The sequence below is a fragment of the Paenirhodobacter enshiensis genome (assembly GCF_000740785.1).
Lineage (GTDB): Bacteria > Pseudomonadota > Alphaproteobacteria > Rhodobacterales > Rhodobacteraceae > Rhodobacter > Rhodobacter enshiensis.
Genome location: NZ_JFZB01000031.1, coordinates 1 through 15529, shown reverse-complemented (window position 1 = coordinate 15529; position 15529 = coordinate 1). Strand labels below are relative to the sequence as shown.

14 protein-coding genes are annotated in these 15529 nt (G+C 68.6%); 6 read left to right on the top strand and 8 right to left on the bottom strand.

What is annotated here, in order from left to right; all coding sequences use genetic code 11:
• Positions 1–45: 45 nt before the first annotated feature.
• From lysA to argH, 3 genes are all read right to left on the bottom strand, one after another.
• The gene (gene lysA / locus CG50_RS12695) at positions 46–1311 is read right to left on the bottom strand and encodes a diaminopimelate decarboxylase (RefSeq protein WP_036639023.1); all 1266 of its coding nucleotides are present in this window, start codon (positions 1309–1311) and stop codon (positions 46–48) included.
• A 501-nt stretch (positions 1312–1812) separates the two neighbouring features.
• Complete coding sequence (locus CG50_RS17245; RefSeq protein ID WP_169743353.1) at positions 1813–1977, bottom strand: hypothetical protein; 165 nt, start codon at positions 1975–1977, stop codon at positions 1813–1815.
• Between the two features lie 38 nt (positions 1978–2015).
• Positions 2016–3413, bottom strand: a complete 1398-nt coding sequence (gene argH / locus CG50_RS12690; protein ID WP_036639020.1) for an argininosuccinate lyase — start codon at positions 3411–3413, stop codon at positions 2016–2018.
• Between the two features lie 25 nt (positions 3414–3438).
• Between argH and CG50_RS12685 the strand changes: the two genes are divergently transcribed.
• Positions 3439–4014, top strand: a complete 576-nt coding sequence (locus CG50_RS12685; RefSeq protein WP_245615724.1) for a TlpA family protein disulfide reductase — start codon at positions 3439–3441, stop codon at positions 4012–4014.
• A 108-nt stretch (positions 4015–4122) separates the two neighbouring features.
• Here CG50_RS12685 and fghA read toward each other — a convergent pair whose 3' ends face one another.
• From fghA to CG50_RS12660, 5 genes are all read right to left on the bottom strand, one after another.
• Complete coding sequence (gene fghA, locus CG50_RS12680; RefSeq protein WP_036639017.1) at positions 4123–4953, bottom strand: S-formylglutathione hydrolase; 831 nt, start codon at positions 4951–4953, stop codon at positions 4123–4125.
• Between the two features lie 56 nt (positions 4954–5009).
• On the bottom strand, positions 5010–6119 hold the full coding sequence (locus CG50_RS12675; RefSeq protein WP_036639015.1) for an S-(hydroxymethyl)glutathione dehydrogenase/class III alcohol dehydrogenase: 1110 nt from the start codon (positions 6117–6119) through the stop codon (positions 5010–5012).
• 76 nt (positions 6120–6195) lie between these two features.
• On the bottom strand, positions 6196–6450 hold the full coding sequence (locus CG50_RS12670; RefSeq protein WP_036639014.1) for a metal-sensing transcriptional repressor: 255 nt from the start codon (positions 6448–6450) through the stop codon (positions 6196–6198).
• A gap of 160 nt (positions 6451–6610) precedes the next feature.
• Complete coding sequence (locus CG50_RS12665) at positions 6611–7900, bottom strand: O-acetylhomoserine aminocarboxypropyltransferase/cysteine synthase family protein (protein WP_036639011.1); 1290 nt, start codon at positions 7898–7900, stop codon at positions 6611–6613.
• 93 nt (positions 7901–7993) lie between these two features.
• Complete coding sequence (locus tag CG50_RS12660; protein ID WP_051909988.1) at positions 7994–8785, bottom strand: IclR family transcriptional regulator; 792 nt, start codon at positions 8783–8785, stop codon at positions 7994–7996.
• 464 nt (positions 8786–9249) lie between these two features.
• Here CG50_RS12660 and CG50_RS12655 point away from each other — a divergent pair, with 464 nt between their 5' ends.
• The 5 genes from CG50_RS12655 to parC all read left to right on the top strand — a co-directional run bounded on the left by CG50_RS12655 (position 9250) and on the right by parC (position 15282).
• Positions 9250–9567: a 2Fe-2S iron-sulfur cluster-binding family protein gene (locus tag CG50_RS12655; protein ID WP_036639008.1), complete on the top strand. Its 318-nt coding sequence runs from the start codon at positions 9250–9252 to the stop codon at positions 9565–9567.
• Entirely contained in the window at positions 9564–10808 is a 1245-nt protein-coding gene (locus CG50_RS12650; protein WP_081880430.1) for an NAD(P)/FAD-dependent oxidoreductase, read from the top strand. The genes CG50_RS12655 and CG50_RS12650 overlap by 4 nt, the downstream gene beginning before the upstream one ends.
• 69 nt (positions 10809–10877) lie before the next feature.
• Positions 10878–12332: a glutamine synthetase family protein gene (locus CG50_RS12645; RefSeq protein ID WP_036639003.1), complete on the top strand. Its 1455-nt coding sequence runs from the start codon at positions 10878–10880 to the stop codon at positions 12330–12332.
• 80 nt (positions 12333–12412) lie between these two features.
• Entirely contained in the window at positions 12413–12754 is a 342-nt protein-coding gene (locus CG50_RS12640) for a 5-carboxymethyl-2-hydroxymuconate Delta-isomerase (RefSeq protein WP_051909987.1), read from the top strand.
• Between the two features lie 269 nt (positions 12755–13023).
• Positions 13024–15282 (top strand): DNA topoisomerase IV subunit A, encoded by a 2259-nt coding sequence (gene parC, locus CG50_RS12635; RefSeq protein WP_036639000.1) that lies wholly within the window; start codon positions 13024–13026, stop codon positions 15280–15282.
• Positions 15283–15529: the final 247 nt, after the last annotated feature.

Here is a 15529-nt window from a genome sequence, read left to right as displayed (position 1 = left end):
GCCCCTTCGCCGCGCCCGTGGTCCGCGCCGGCAGGCCGGACCGGATCAGAGCCACTCGGGCACTGTATCGCGGGCGAGCATTTCGTCAAAGCTCGGCCGCGCGCGGATCACCGCGAAACGGTCGCCCTGCACCAGAACCTCGGGGATCAGCGGGCGCGAGTTGTATTCGGACGACATCGACGCGCCATAGGCCCCGGCCGAACGGAACGCCACCAGATCGCCCGGCGCCAACGGCACCAGCGCCCGGCCACGCGCGAAGGTATCGCCGGTCTCGCACACCGGGCCGACCACGTCATAAGGCGCGACGGGGGTGCCGGGCGCGGGCTCGGTCACCGGAACGATGTCGTGCCATGCGCCATACATCGAGGGCCGCACCAGATCGTTCATCGCCGAATCGAGGATCAGGAACTTCCGCCCCTCGCCTTCCTTGACATAGATGACCGAGCTGACCAGCAGCCCGGCGTTGCCCGAAATCAGCCGGCCCGGCTCGATCTCGATCTCGCAGCCGAGATCGCCCAGCACGTCCTTGATCACGCCGACATATTCGACGGGCAGCGGCGGCGCCTCGTTCGAGCGGGTGTAGGGAATGCCCAAACCGCCGCCGAGGTCCAGCCGGCGGATGTCATGGCCGTCGGCGCGCAGCTCGGTGGTCAGCTCGCGGATCTTGCGGAAGGCGGCCTCGAACGGCGCGAGTTCGGTCAGCTGCGAACCGATATGCACATCGACCCCGGTCACCCTCAGCCCCGGCAGCGAGGCGGCCAGCGCATAGACCTTGCGCGCCTTGGCGATCGGGATGCCGAACTTGTTCTCGGACTTGCCGGTGGCGATCTTCTCATGGGTATGGGCGTCGACATCGGGGTTCACCCGCAGCGCGACCGGCGCGGTGACGCCAAGCGCCGTGGCGATCTCAGATATCGCGATCAGCTCGGGCTCGGATTCGACGTTGAACTGACGGATCCCGCCGGTGAGTGCGAGGTGGATCTCCTCGCGGGTCTTGCCCACGCCCGAGAACACGATCCGCTCGCCCGGCACGCCCGCGGCCTTGGCCCGGCGGTATTCGCCGCCCGAGACCACATCCATTCCCGCCCCCAGATCGCCGAGCAGCTTCAGCACCGCGATGTTGGAATTCGACTTGATGGCGAAGCACACCAGATGGTCGATGCCGGAAAGCGCCTCGTCGAACAGGCGGAAATGCCGGGTCAGGGTGGCGGCGGAATAGACGTAGAACGGCGTTCCGACGGTGGCCGCGATCTCGGGGATCGCGACGTCCTCGGCGTGCAGGATGCCGTTGCGGTAAAGGAAGTGATCCATGCGAAAGCCTCTGATCCGGGGGCCGGTCGCCCCGGCGTCCGGCCTTGGCTAGCGCGAAACCACGTCGGGCGCAATCGCGCCGGATCCGTGGCGCGGATACTCTCTAGGGTCGCGGACCGAAGCCGCCCGGCCCGCCCCTCTGCGGCCCGCCATTCTGCGGCCGGCCATCATTCGGGCGTCCTGGCCGGGGCTCGCCCCTTTGCGGCCCGCGATGGTCGTCGTCCCACCTGCCGGGACGCGGGCCATAGTCCGGGCGCGGGCCATACCCCGGCCGGTCCCAGTATGGCCTTCCGGGCGGCGGCGCCACGATCACCCGCCGGGGCGGGTAATACGGGGCATAATAGCGCGGCGGCGGCGGAGCGTAATAATAATAGGCGGGCCGCGGCCGGTAATAGGCCGGAGCGGGCTCGTTATACGCATAGGTGACACTCGTCGCCCCCGGAGGCGGCACGCACCCCGCCAGCGCCAGCAGCAGCGCGGCAACCACAAGACCGGCGCGCATCAGAACGACCCCGAGACCCCGACGCGGGCCTCGCCCTGAATGCTCACGGGCGAGGGCTGCGTGCCATCGGCCCGGAGCGGCGGCTGAGGATCGCCGTCGACCCCGCATCCGGCCAGAAGCGCACCGAGCGCGAGACAACCGAAAACCCGGACCAGAACTGTCATTTGCCCCTCCTCAGGGTGCACATCCAGATCCTGTTAGCTCAACGCAGGATCTCGCGCCAGCGCGCGATCTGAGCGCGCACCTGCACCGGCGACGTTCCGCCGTAGGATTGCCGCGAGGCGACCGAATTGTGCACGCCCAGCACGCGGAACACGTCCTCGGTGATCGCCGGATTGACCGACTGCATGTCGGCGAGCGTCAGATCCGGCAGATCGACACCGCGCTTCTCGGCCATCGCCACCAGAACGCCCGTGACGTAATGGGCGTCGCGGAACGGCAGGCCCGCCTCGCGCACCAGCCAGTCGGCCAGATCCGTCGCCGTCGAGAAGCCCGAGGCCGCCGCCGCCTCCAGCTTGTCGCGGTTCACCGTGAGGTCCGAAATCATCCCCGTCATCGCCGCCAGCGCCAGTTCCAGCGTATCGGCGGCATCGAAGACCTGTTCCTTGTCTTCCTGCATGTCCTTCGAATAGGCGAGCGGCAGCCCCTTCATCACCGTGAACAGCGCCACGGTGGAGCCGAGGATGCGCGCGATCTTCGCCCGGATCAGCTCGGCCGCGTCGGGGTTGCGCTTCTGCGGCATGATAGACGAGCCCGTCGACCACTTGTCCGACAGCGCGACGAAGCGGAACTGCGCCGAGGACCAGATCACCAGCTCCTCGGACAGACGGCTCAGATGCACCGCGCAGATCGCCGCCGAGGACAGGAATTCCAGCGCGAAATCGCGATCCGACACCGCGTCGAGCGAATTCGCCATCGGCCGGTCGAAACCGAGCGCCTCTGCCGTCGCGAAACGGTCGATCGGGAAGCTCGTGCCGGCGAGCGCCGCCGCGCCGAGGGGCGATTCGTTCATCCGCCGGCGCGCATCGGCGAAGCGGCCCGCGTCGCGCGCCAGCATCTCGACATAGGCCATCATGTGATGGCCCCAGGTCACCGGCTGCGCGGTCTGCAGATGGGTGAAGCCCGGCATCACCCACTCCGCCCCGGCCTCGGCCTGAGTGAGAAGCGCGCGCTGCAACCCCTCGATGGCCTTGAGCACCAGATCGCACTGATCGCGCACCCACAGACGGAAGTCGGTCGCGACCTGATCGTTCCGGGACCGCGCCGTGTGCAGCCGCCCGGCCGGCTCGCCGATCAGCGCCTTCAGCCGCGCCTCGACGTTCATGTGAATGTCCTCGAGCGCGGTCGAGAACGGGAAATCGCCCTTCTCGATCTCTGACAACACCGTGAGAAGGCCTTCCCGGATCGCCTCGGCATCGCTATGCGTAAGGATGCCCTGCGCGGCCAGCATCGCCGCATGGGCCCGGCTGCCGCGGATGTCCTGCGCGTAGAGCCTCTTGTCGAACGAGATCGAGGCGTTGATCGCCTCCATGATCGCGTCCGGTCCCGAGGCGAAACGCCCGCCCCACATCGCGTTCGAGGATTTCTGGCTGTCGGTCATCGTCTTGCCCTTCGTCGGAGGCACCATGCTGCGCCCGCTCACACTGCGTTCCCTCGTCCTTTATACGGCCCTGAGCCTTTGCGCAAATGCGCTGCCGGCCGCGGCCAGCCCGCTTTCGGCCGAACTCACGGCGCTGCGGCAAGGCGAGATGTCGCGCCTCGCGGTGATGGAAACGCCGCTCCCCGTCCCCGACCTGCCGTTTACCGACGAGACCGGCGCCGCCCATTCGATGACCGAATTCCACGGCAAGGTGGTATTGCTGAACTTCTGGGCCACCTGGTGCGTGCCCTGCCGCACCGAGATGCCGGAACTCGACGCGCTGCAAGGCGCGATGGCCGGCCCCGATTTCGCCGTCGTCACCATCGCGAGCGGGCGCAACCCGCAAGGCCAGATCGCGCGGTTCTTCGATCAGGCGGGCGTGACGCACCTGCCGCGCTATCAGGACGAAAGCCAGCGCATCGCGCGCGGCATGGGGGTGATGGGCCTGCCGGTGAGCGTGCTGATCGACCGCGACGGCCACGAAATCGCCCGGCTGATCGGCGGCGCCGACTGGTCCTCGCCCGAGGCCCGCGCCGTCATCAAGGCCGCCATCGCCCGATAATCCCGCCCTTCCCCATTCATCTTTCCGAAAATATCCCGGGGGAGTCTCCGAAGGAGACGGGGGCAGAGCCCCCATCCGCCCGCGCCGAAAAACCGGCGCGGGGAAGTTTCACCCCTTCAGCACCATCGCATGACGCGCGATCTCGGCCCCGATGAAGCTCGCGATGAAGTAATAGCTGTGATCGTAACCCGGCCGCAGGTGCAGCGCGACCGGATGGCCCAGCCGCTCCGCCTCGGCGACGAAATCCTCCGGACGCAGCTGCGGGCCGAGGAACTCGTCCCCACCACCCTGCTCGATCACGATGGGAAGCCGCTCGGCGGCCCCCGCCAGCAGCGCAAGCGCGTCCCACTCGGCCCAGGCGGCCTCATCCGCGCCCAGATAGGCGGTGAAGGCCTTGCGCCCCCAGGGCACCTGCGACGGCGTCACGATGGGCGAGAACGCACTCACCGCCCGGTAGCGGCCCGGATTGCGCAGCGCCAGCACGATCGCGCCATGCCCGCCCATCGAATGGCCCATGATGCTGCGCCGGTCGGACACGGGCAGCTCCGCCTCGATCAGCGCCGGCAGCTCGTGGACGACGTAATCGTGCATCCGGTAATGCGCGGCCCAGGGCGCTTCCGTCGCGTTCAGGTAGAACCCCGCCCCCTGCCCCAGGTCATAGGCCGGATCGTCCGCCACGCCCTCGCCGCGCGGGCTGGTATCGGGGGCGACCAGAACCACCCCGTGCTCGGCCGCGTAACGCTGCGCGCCGGCCTTGGTGATGAAATTCTGCTCCGTGCAGGTCAGGCCCGACAGCCAGTAGATCACCGGCAGGCGCGCGCCCTCGGGCGCGGGCGGCAGGAAGACCGCAACTTTCATCTCGCAGTCGAGCACCTCGGAACGGTGCCGGTAAACGCGCTGCGTGCCTTCGGCGGCGCGGTGTTCCTCGATCAGGTCCATGGGGGCCTCCGGGTTCGGACCGCCTCCGGGCCGGGGCCCGGAAACGGTCGCTGGTCTCAGTAATGGATGACGGTGCGGATCGACTTGCCTTCGTGCATCAGATGGAAGGCCTCGTTGATCTCACCGAGCGGCAGGGTGTGGGTGACGAAGGGGGCAAGCTCGATCTCGCCGTGCATCGCGTCCTCGACCATGCCCGGCAGCTGCGAACGGCCCTTCACGCCGCCGAAGGCCGTGCCCATCCACTTGCGCCCGGTCACCAGCTGGAACGGCCGGGTGGAGATCTCCTGCCCCGCCCCCGCGACGCCGATGATCACCGACTGGCCCCAGCCGCGATGCGCGCATTCGAGCGCCGCGCGCATGACATTGACGTTGCCGATACATTCGAACGAATGATCCACGCCCCAGCCGGTCATCTCGACGATCACCTGCTGGATCGGCTTGTCGTAATCCTTCGGGTTGATGCAGTCGGTCGCGCCGAACTGCCGCGCCAGAACGAATTTCTCCGGGTTGGTGTCGATGGCGAAGATCCGGCCGGCCTTGGCCTGACGCGCGCCCTGGATCACCGCGAGGCCGATGCCGCCCAGCCCGAACACCGCGACGGAATCGCCCGGCTGCACCTTGGCGGTGTTGTGCACGGCGCCGATGCCGGTGGTCACGCCGCAGCCCAGAAGACAGACCTCTTCATGGTTCGCGTGCTCGTTGATCCTGGCAAGCGAAACCTCTGCCACCACGGTATATTCCGAGAAGGTCGAGCAGCCCATGTAGTGATAGATCGGCTCGCCGTTGTAGGAGAAGCGCGTGGTGCCGTCGGGCATCAGGCCCTTGCCCTGGGTCGCGCGCACCGCGACGCAAAGGTTGGTCTTGCCGGATTTGCAGAACTCGCATTCGCCGCATTCCGCGGTGTAAAGCGGGATCACGTGATCGCCCGGCGCGACCGAGGTCACGCCCTCGCCCACCTCGACCACCACACCCGCGCCCTCATGGCCGAGAACGCAGGGGAACACACCTTCCGGGTCGTCGCCCGACAGGGTGAAGGCATCGGTATGGCACACGCCGGTATGGGTGATCTTGATCAGCACCTCGCCCTTCTTCGGCGGCGCGACGTCGATCTCGACGATCTCGAGGGGCTTGCCGGGCGCGAAGGCCACTGCGGCACGGGATTTCATCTGGTCTTCTCCATAAGGCAGGGGGCGCGGGTGGCGCCGGGACAGGTCGGCCGGGCATATGCCAGCCGGAAACGGGTCATTTGATGTAGCTGCGCAGCAGAGCCAGAAGCTCCTGACCGCGGGCGTCGTCCGCGCCGAACTCGTCGCGGACATGGGCTTCGAGAACCTCGGCCATCAGCCCGTTGATCGCGCCGCGCACCGCGGCGATCTGCTGCAGGATCGGGGCACAGGCCTCGCCGCCCTCCAGCGCGCGTTCGAGCGCGTCGCACTGACCGCGGATGCGGCGCACACGGGTCAGCACGCGCTTCTTGTCCTCGGGATTGTTGGGCATCGGCGCGGCTTTCTCCGACCGGGATTTCATATACTGGGGGAGAGTATATGAGACCACGGGCGGAATGCAAGTGGGGCGCCCCAGCACCGGAAGGCACGCAAACGAAAACGGCCCCCGGCAAGACTGCCGGAGGCCGCTGCACTCCCCGAAAGGGCGGAAATCAGGCCGTCGCCTGCGCCAGCGCCTGATCGAGATCGGCGATGATGTCGGCGACATCCTCGATCCCGATGGAGATGCGCACCACGTTCGGCGCCGCCCCCGCCTTCACCAGCGCCTCTTCATCGAGCTGGCTGTGCGTGGTCGAGGCCGGATGGATGATCAGGCTGCGCGTATCGCCGAGGTTCGCGACATGGCTGAACAGCTTGAGGCTGCTCACCAGCTTCACGCAGGCCTCATAGCCGCCCTTCACCGCCACGGTGAACAGCGCCCCCGCCCCCTTGGGGGTGATCCGCTGCGCGCGCTCATACCAGGGCGAGGATTTCAGCCCGGCATAGGTGACGAAATCGACGCGCGGATCGGCCTCCAGCCATTCGGCGACGGCCTGAGCGTTCTTCACGTGACGCTCCATGCGCAGACCGAGGGTCTCGACCCCCATCAGCGTGTAATGCGCGCCCTGCGGGTTCATCGTCATGCCCAGATCGCGCAGACCGACCGCGATGGAGTGGAAGGTATAGGCCATCGGGCCGAGCGCCTTGTGGAAGGTCAGCCCGTGATAGGCGGGCTCTGGCTGGCTGAGCGAGGGGAACTTGTCGCTCGCCGACCAGTCGAACTTGCCCGAATCGAGCACCAGACCGCCGGTGACGGTGCCGTTGCCGGTCAGATACTTGGTGGCCGAATGCACGACCAGCGTCGCGCCATGCTCCATCGGGCGCACCAGCCAGGGCGTGGCGGTGGTGTTGTCGACGATCAGCGGGATGCCGGCGCGCTCGGCGATCTTCGCCAGCGCGTCGAGATCCGAGACATAGCCGCCCGGATTGGCGATGGTCTCGCAAAACAGCGCGCGGGTGTTCTCGTCGATCGCCGCCTCGACCGCGGCCAGATCGTCGGTATCGACGAAGCGCGCCGACCAGTCGAAGCGGCGGATGGTCTGGCTGAACTGGGTGATCGTGCCACCGTAAAGCCGCGACGACGCCACCACGTTGCACCCCGGCGCCATCAGCGGGAACAGCGCCATGATCTGCGCCGCGTGCCCCGAGGAACAGGCGACGCCGCCCACCGCACCTTCAAGCGCCGCGACCCGGTTCACCAGCGCCGAAACCGTCGGGTTGGTCAGCCGCGAATAGATGTAGCCCACTTCCTCGAGGTTGAAGAGCCGCGCGGCATGGGCGGCATCGCGGAACACATAGGCCGTGGTCTGGTAGATCGGCACCTGGCGCGCGCCGGTGGCGGGATCGGGCTCGGCGCCGGCATGGACGGCGAGCGTATCGAATCCAAGGGTCTTGTCAGTCATTGTTACAGTCCTCCTCTCCGGAGCCGGGGCCCGAAATGGCAGCCCCGGCGAAATCTTCGGTCCGCCCGGCGCATCGCACCGCGCGGCAATCGCTCAGCTCATCACCGCGGCGATGTTGCCGGCATAGCGGCGCAGCACGGCGATGCAGCGGTCGTAATCCTCGGGCGGCACGGTCGCCGCGGGCTCGGAAAACCCGAGCGCCGCCTTCGCCGCCCCGAGCGGGCCGACCGGCACCGCGATCCCGGTCGCACCGGCCTCGAACTCGCCTTGCGTGATACTCACCCCCGTCGCCCGGCTGTCGGCGACGGCGCGCGCGATGGCGGCGCGGTCCAGCAGCGTCTCGGGCGTGTGGGGTTGCAACGGCGCGGTCTCGATCACGCCTTTCGCCCAGTCCGGGTCGCCCCAGGCAAGCAGCATCCGCCCGATCGAGGTGGTCAGCAACGGCAGCCGGCTGCCCACCGTGAAGCCGAAGGTATAGCGCGCGTTCGACTGCGAGCCCTGCGCCACATAGACCGCATCGGTGCCGTCGCCCATCGCCAGCCCGACGCTGAACCCCAGATCCTGCGCGCACATCTCGATCAGCGGCTGCACCAGCCGGCCGAACTGGTTCGCCCGCAGGAACGAGCCTCCGAGCACGAGAATATGCGGCGTCAGCGCGTAGCGGTTCGCCTCCTTGCGGACATAGCCCATCTGGACCAGCGTCAGCACCAGCCGGCGCACCACCGCCCGCTCGATCCCGGTCAGGCGCGAAATCTCGGCCAGCGTCAGGTGCGAGTGCTCCTCGTCGAAGGCGCGCAGCACCGTCATGCCCTTCATGAAGGTCAACGAGATGTCGCGCACCGGAATCCCGGGCTGCCGGCTGTCGCCCGGACCGTTTTCAGTCACGCCCGTTTTCCTTCCGTGCCGTTTTCGGCGCAGTGCCGCCTAAAATATATGCGAAACCCATCATTTCCGTCGGGGTCCTCCCCGCGCACCCGCAATTCAGTTTGAACCCCGATTTCGGATACACCATTTGGTGTATTATCGCACAACGGACCGACCTCAGACGACGCGATCCCCGGCACGGGGCGCGCGCTCCGGGCACGGCCCGTCCGGGCACACAGCGACTCCGGCAGAAAGGTTGGATAGCCATGTCGAAACCGATGCACTCCGCGCTGCGCATGACGGGGGCGGCCGACCGAGTGTCCGCGGCGCGCCGACAAACCCCGGCCCGGCCTTCTTCATGTCCGCAAACCCCAGCCGGAACAAGGTCTTTCTGAACCCGACGGCCGCCACACCGCGCCGTCACTCGCCTTCCGGGGGCCCGTTCCACCCCCGCATCCCGCCCCTTCCAGACGTCCGAGGATCCCATGCCCGACCCCATCACCCTGATCTTCCGCACTGCCGCCGGCACCGAGACCCGCGTCCCCGCCACCCCCGGCCAGTCGGTCATGGAGGCCGCGGTGATGAACGGCGTCGCCGGCATCGAAGGCGAATGCGGCGGCTGCCTGTCCTGCGCCACCTGCCATGTCTTCGCCCCCGAGGGGTTGGGCACGCCCGGCCCGGACGAGGACGCGATGCTCGATTGCACCGAGGTCGAACGCGGTCCCCGCAGCCGGCTGTCGTGCCAGATCGCGGTGACCGCCGCGATGGACGGCGCCGTCTTCGACATCCCCGCGGCCGAATGATGGACGGCGCCCCGGGAATGGCCGGCCATGTGGTCATCGTCGGTGCCTCGCACGCCGGGGTGCAGGCGGCGCAGTCGCTGCGTCAGGGCGGCTGGAGCGGCCCGATAACCCTGCTCTCGGCCGAGGACCGGCTGCCCTACCAGCGCCCCGATCTGTCGAAAGCCTTCCTGACCGAGGACCGCCCCGACGCCCCGCCCCTCAAGGGGCTGCCGTTCTACGAAGCCAATGACATCGCGCTGAAGCTGAACTGCCGCGTCACGGCCATCGACCGCGCCCTCAGGCGTGTGCACACCGACAGCGGCGAGACACTCGGCTATGACCGGCTGATCCTCGCCACCGGCGCCACGCCGCGCCGGCTGAGCGCCGCGGCCGAGAACATCCACGTCCTGCGCGATCTGACCGACGCCCGCGCCCTGCGCAAGGCGTTGCGCCCGGGCCAGCGGCTCGCGGTGATCGGCGGCGGGTTCATCGGCCTCGAAGTCGCCGCCGCCGCGCGCAAGGCCGGGGCCGGTGTCATCCTGTTCGAGGCGGCGCCGCGCTGCCTCGCCCGCGCGCTGCCCGCCGTGGCGACCGGGGTCCTCCTCGCCCGCCACCGCGCCGAGGGGGTGGACCTGCGCCTCGCCTGCGGCCCGGTCGCAGCGGTGCTCGACGGGACGCGCGCCCGTGCCCTGCGCCTTGCCGACGGCCGCGAGATCCGCTGCGACGCGGTGGTCGCGGGCATCGGCTGCACCGCCGAGACGGGCCTCGCGCAGGCGGCCGGGCTGACGCTCGCCGCGGGCGGGATCGCGGTCGATGCGGCGCTCGTCACCTCGGATCCGGCGATCCAGGCGATCGGCGATTGCGCGGCCTTCACCCCGCCGGGGGCCGGCGCGCCGCTGCGGCTCGAATCGATCCAGAACGCCGCCGATCAGGGCCGCCACGCCGCGGCGGTGCTGCTCGGTGCCGCGACACCCTTCGCGGCGGTGCCGTGGTTCTGGTCGCATCAATACGATCTGCGGTTGCAGATGGCGGGCTTCCCCTGCCCCGACGCCCCGGCGCTGCTGCGCGGCACGCCGGGCGAAGCCGGGTTTTCGGTCCTGCATCTCGATGCGCGCCACCGGCTGGTCTCGGCCGTCTCGCTCAATGCCGCGGCCGATCACATGGCGGCACGGCGGCTGATCGCGGCGGGCGTGCCGCTCGACCCGGCACGCGCCGCGGACCCGGGCCAGCCGTTGCTTCACGCGCAGGCCGACGCCGCCTGACCCCCGGCCCTCATACCCTCTGGCAGGCCCCGGCGGGACCTGTCGCATGATCCAGAAAGGACATCCGACATGACTTCCCCGACCTTCGACGCCATCCGCTCCGGCCGCCTCGCGCGCGAGGGGCTGCTCGCCGATCCGGGCGCCGCCGCGACGCTGGTGGACGAGATCGCCTCCGGCCCCGTCGAGACGGTGCGCGTCCTTTTTGCCGACCAGCATGGCGTGCTGCGCGGCAAGACGGTGACGGCGGGGGCGCTCGCCTCGGTGTTCCGCTCGGGGCTGAGCGTGCCGGGCTCGCTCCTGCTCAAGGACACCTCGAACCGCACCGTCTTCCCGATCTGGGACGGCCGCCCCGAGGGTGCGATGGCGACGATGGCGGGGGCGGGAGACATGCTGCTGGTGCCCGATCCCGCGACCTTCCGCATCCTGCCCTGGAGCCCGCATTCCGCCTGGATCTTCTGCGACCCCTGCACCCGCGACGGCCAGCCGCTGCCCTTCGCCGCCCGCCCGGTGCTGCGCCGCGCCATCGAACGGCTGGCGCGCCACGACCTTGCCCTGACCGTCGGCCTCGAGGTCGAGTTCCACGTCTTCGAGCGCGTCTCCGAAGGCCTGAGCCACACCGAGACCGGGATGCCCGGCCGCCCGCCCGAAACCCGCCTGCTCGATCAGGGCTATCAGTATCTTTCGGAAACCAATTACGACCGGCTGGAGCCGGTGATGGACCTGTTGCGCCGCCATGCCCAGGCCCTCGGGCTGCCGGTGCGCTCGACCGAGGTCGAGATGGGACCGAGCCAGTTCGAGTTCACCTTCGAGCCCGCCGATCCGATGGCCCATGCCGACAACATGATGATGTTCCGCACCATGGTGAAAGAGGTCTGCGCCCGCGAGGGGATGCACGCCACCTTCATGTGCCGCCCGAATGTCGAGAACACCGCCTCGAGCGGCTGGCATCTGCATCAGTCGCTGAGCGATGCCTCGGGCGCGAACCTGTTCATGCCCACCGAAGGCGACAGCCTGCCGCCGCTTGCGAGCGCCTGGATCGCCGGACTGCTGGAGCACGCCGGCGAAAGCTGCCTGCTGACCACGCCCACGGTGAACGGCTACAAGCGCTATCGCCCCTTCGCCCTCGCCCCCGACCGGATCGAATGGGGCCATGACAACCGCGGCGCGATGATCCGCGCGCTGATGGTGCCCGGCGACAGCGCCAGCCGCATCGAGAACCGCGTCGCCGAACCCGCCGCCAACCCGTATTTCTACTTCGCCTCGCAGATCCTGTCGGGCGTCTCGGGGATCGAGCGCGGTCTCGCCGCCCCGGCCCCGGTCGAGAACCCCTATACCGCCGAGGCCCGCGCCCTGCCCCCGAGCCTGATCGCCGCGATCGAGGCTTTCGAGGCCGGCACGCTGTTTCGCGCCATGCTGGGATCCGAATTCACCGACTACATGTCGGTCCTGAAACGCGCCGAATGGAAGCGCTACCTCTCGACCGTCACCGAATGGGAACAGCGCGAGTATTTCGCCCTGTTCTGATCCGCCCGTCTGCAGATACACCCGCCTCCGGACCGGATATCCCGGTCCGGCCAATGTCACCCCGAACGAAGGTCTCCCCCATGCCTCATGTCGTCATCGAGCATTTCACCGAAACCCCTGCCGATTTCGACGGCGCCCACGCGATGCGCCTCGCCTTCGACATCTGCGCCGGCTGCGGCTTCATCAAGCCCGAGGATCTCAAGCTCCGCACCACGCAGCCCGAAGCGATCCTGTTCGGCGACGGGCGGCGCTCATTCATCCATGTGACGGTGCTGCTGCTCGCCGGACGCAGCGACGCGATGAAACTCGGCCTCTCGCGCGCCCTCGTCGCCGCCCTGCGCGAAGCCTTCCCGAAGATCGCCGCGATCAGCACCGACATCCGCGACATGAACCCCGATTGCTACAAGAAAAGCCTCGCCTGACCCGGCCCGAACCTTTCTGCCTCCCCTCGCGAGAGCGCCCCCCCTCTTTCATCTTTCCGCAAATATCCCGGGGGTGAGGGCCGAAGGCCCGAGGGGGCAGAGCCCCCTCGCTATTCTTTCTGCGGGGCAGAGCCCCCTCTCTTAACTTTCTGCGGGGCAGAGCTACCCCACCTCTCCTTCGGCGAAGCGGCTTCCCCCGTCCAAAGCCCCGGCCCGCCCGCGCGCTTTGCTTCTGGACCCCCCGCCGCCCCGCCGGTAATGTCGCGCGCATGAGCGATCACGACGACATCAAGCATCCCCCGACCTCTTCCGAACCGCTGGCGCGCGCCATCGGCAGCCGATACCTGACCTATGCGCTGTCGACGATCATGCACCGCGCGCTGCCTGACGCCCGCGACGGGCTGAAGCCGGTGCACCGGCGCATCCTCTTCGCGATGCGCGAGCTGAAGCTCAGCTCGACCGGGGGCTTCCGCAAATCGGCCAAGATCTCGGGCGACGTGATGGGCAACTATCACCCGCATGGCGATGCCGCGATCTATGACGCGATGGCGCGACTCGCGCAGGATTTCGCGATGCGCTATCCGCTGGTCGACGGTCAGGGCAACTTCGGCAACATCGACGGCGACAGTCCCGCCGCCAGCCGCTACACCGAGGCGCGCATGGCCGCCCCGGCCGAGGCGCTGCTCGAAGGCCTGGCCGAGGATGCCGTCGATTTCCGCCCGAATTACGATGGCACGCTCAGCGAGCCCGTGGTGCTGCCCGCGGCCTTCCCGAACCTTCTGGCGAACGGCGCCTCGGGGATCGCGGTCGGCATGGCGACGAACATCCCGCCCCATAACCTCGACGAGCTGATCGAGGGGTGTCTGGCGATGATCCGCACCCCCGAGATCGACGACACCGCCCTTGTCGATCTGATCCCCGGCCCGGATTTCCCGACCGGCGGCATCCTCGTCGAACCGCGCGAGAATATCCTCGACGCCTATCGCACCGGGCGCGGCGCGTTCCGGCTCCGCGCGCGCTGGACGAAGGAAGACCTCGGCCGCGGCAACTGGCAGATCGTCGTCACCGAGATCCCCTATCAGGTGCAGAAATCCAAGCTGATCGAGCGTCTGGCCGAGCTGATCGAGGCGAAGAAGGTCCCCGCCCTCGCCGACGTGCGCGACGAAAGCGCCGATGACGTGCGCATCGTTCTGGAACCGCGCGCACGCACCGTCGACCCCGAGCAGCTGATGGGCATGTTGTTCCGCAACTCGGAACTCGAAGTCCGGTTCAGCCTGAACATGAACGTGCTGATCGACGGCACGGTGCCGAAGGTGTGCTCGCTCAAGGAGGTGCTGCGCGCCTTCCTCGACCACCGCCGCGATGTGCTGTGCCGGCGCTCGCAGCACCGGCTCGACCAGATCGCGAAACGGCTGGAGATCCTCGAAGGCTACATCGTCGCCTATCTCAACCTCGACCGGGTGATCGAGATCATCCGCCACGAGGACGAGCCGAAGCAGGCCCTGATGGCCGAACCCTGGCCGGTCGAGGGTGCCACCGCCTGGCTGACCGAAGCCCAGGCCGAGGCGATCCTGAACATGCGCCTGCGCAGTCTGCGCCGGCTTGAGGAAATGGAACTGCGCGCCGAGCGCGACGGGCTGATGACGGAGCGCGACGGGCTCGAGGCGCTGCTCGCCTCCGAGAAGGCGCAGTGGAAGACCATCTCGACCGAACTCGGCGCGGTGCGCAAGGCCTTCGGCAAGGCCACGGCCATCGGCCGGCGCCGCACCGATTTCGCCGAGGCCGGCGAGGTCGTCGAGGTGCCGATCGAGGCGATGATCGAGCGCGAGCCGATCACCGTCATCGTGTCGAAGATGGGCTGGGTGCGCGCGATGAAGGGCACGCAGCCGCTCGATGCCGAGGTGAAGTTCAAGGACGGCGACGGGCCGGCCTTCGCGCTCCATGCCGAGACCACCGACCGTATCGTGCTGATGGGCTCGAACGGGCGGGCCTGGACGGTGCTGGGTGCCGCGCTGCCCGGCGGGCGCGGCATGGGCGATCCGCTGCGGCTGATGGTCGACATCCCGAACGAGGTCGAGATCACCCATGTCGTGGTGCCGAAACCGGGCGAGAAATACCTGCTCGCCTCGTCCGAGGGCGACGGTTTCGTCGCCCCCGCCGAGGAGCTGATCGCCCAGACCCGCGCCGGCAAGCAGGTGCTGAACATGCGCGAGGGGATCCGCACCGCGGTGTTCCGGCCGGTCTCGGGCGATTCGGTCGCCTGCGTCGGCGAGAATCGCAAGATGCTGGTCTTCGCCCTCGACGAGCTGCCGGAGATGGCGCGCGGCAAGGGCGTCAGGTTGCAGAAGTTCAAGGACGGCGGGCTCGCCGACGCCATCACCTTCGCCCGCGCCGAGGGGCTGAGCTGGAAGGATCCGGCCGGACGCACCCGCACCGAATCCGACCTGTCGGAATGGCTTGGAAAGCGTGCGACGGCGGGGCGCATGGCGCCGCGCGGCTTCCCGCGCGACAACCGCTTCACCGGCTGAAACCCGGCTTCGGGACGGCGTCGATCTCCGCTCCGGCGTCCCTCCGCGGGGCGGCGGCGGGGCATGGCGCGGACTGTATGCGCATTGGCCACGCCGCCACGTCCGATCTGCGCCGGGACTGCGGACTGGGCTTGATTTTTTCCGCCCGGAGCAATAGGTAGCCGGCGATATTGACACGGGCCGGTGCCGGCCCCCGAACCCAGAGGCGCCCGCGAAATGGCAAAGGCAAAGTACGAACGGACGAAAC

Bases quoted from the DNA above. Each gene is read 5' to 3' on its own strand.
- CG50_RS12675 (WP_036639015.1), bottom strand. From the start codon at position 6,119: ATGAAATCCCGTGCCGCAGTGGCCTTCGCGCCCGGCAAGCCCCTCGAG.
- CG50_RS12645 (WP_036639003.1), top strand. From the start codon at position 10,878: ATGACTTCCCCGACCTTCGACGCCATCCGCTCCGGCCGCCTCGCGCGC.
- CG50_RS12685 (WP_245615724.1), top strand. From the start codon at position 3,439: ATGCTGCGCCCGCTCACACTGCGTTCCCTCGTCCTTTATACGGCCCTG.
- CG50_RS12665 (WP_036639011.1), bottom strand. From the start codon at position 7,900: ATGACTGACAAGACCCTTGGATTCGATACGCTCGCCGTCCATGCCGGC.
- CG50_RS12670 (WP_036639014.1), bottom strand. From the start codon at position 6,450: ATGCCCAACAATCCCGAGGACAAGAAGCGCGTGCTGACCCGTGTGCGC.
- CG50_RS12650 (WP_081880430.1), top strand. From the start codon at position 9,564: ATGATGGACGGCGCCCCGGGAATGGCCGGCCATGTGGTCATCGTCGGT.
- fghA (WP_036639017.1), bottom strand. From the start codon at position 4,953: ATGGACCTGATCGAGGAACACCGCGCCGCCGAAGGCACGCAGCGCGTT.
- argH (WP_036639020.1), bottom strand. From the start codon at position 3,413: ATGACCGACAGCCAGAAATCCTCGAACGCGATGTGGGGCGGGCGTTTC.
- CG50_RS17245 (WP_169743353.1), bottom strand. From the start codon at position 1,977: ATGACAGTTCTGGTCCGGGTTTTCGGTTGTCTCGCGCTCGGTGCGCTT.
- CG50_RS12655 (WP_036639008.1), top strand. From the start codon at position 9,250: ATGCCCGACCCCATCACCCTGATCTTCCGCACTGCCGCCGGCACCGAG.
- lysA (WP_036639023.1), bottom strand. From the start codon at position 1,311: ATGGATCACTTCCTTTACCGCAACGGCATCCTGCACGCCGAGGACGTC.
- parC (WP_036639000.1), top strand. From the start codon at position 13,024: ATGAGCGATCACGACGACATCAAGCATCCCCCGACCTCTTCCGAACCG.
- CG50_RS12640 (WP_051909987.1), top strand. From the start codon at position 12,413: ATGCCTCATGTCGTCATCGAGCATTTCACCGAAACCCCTGCCGATTTC.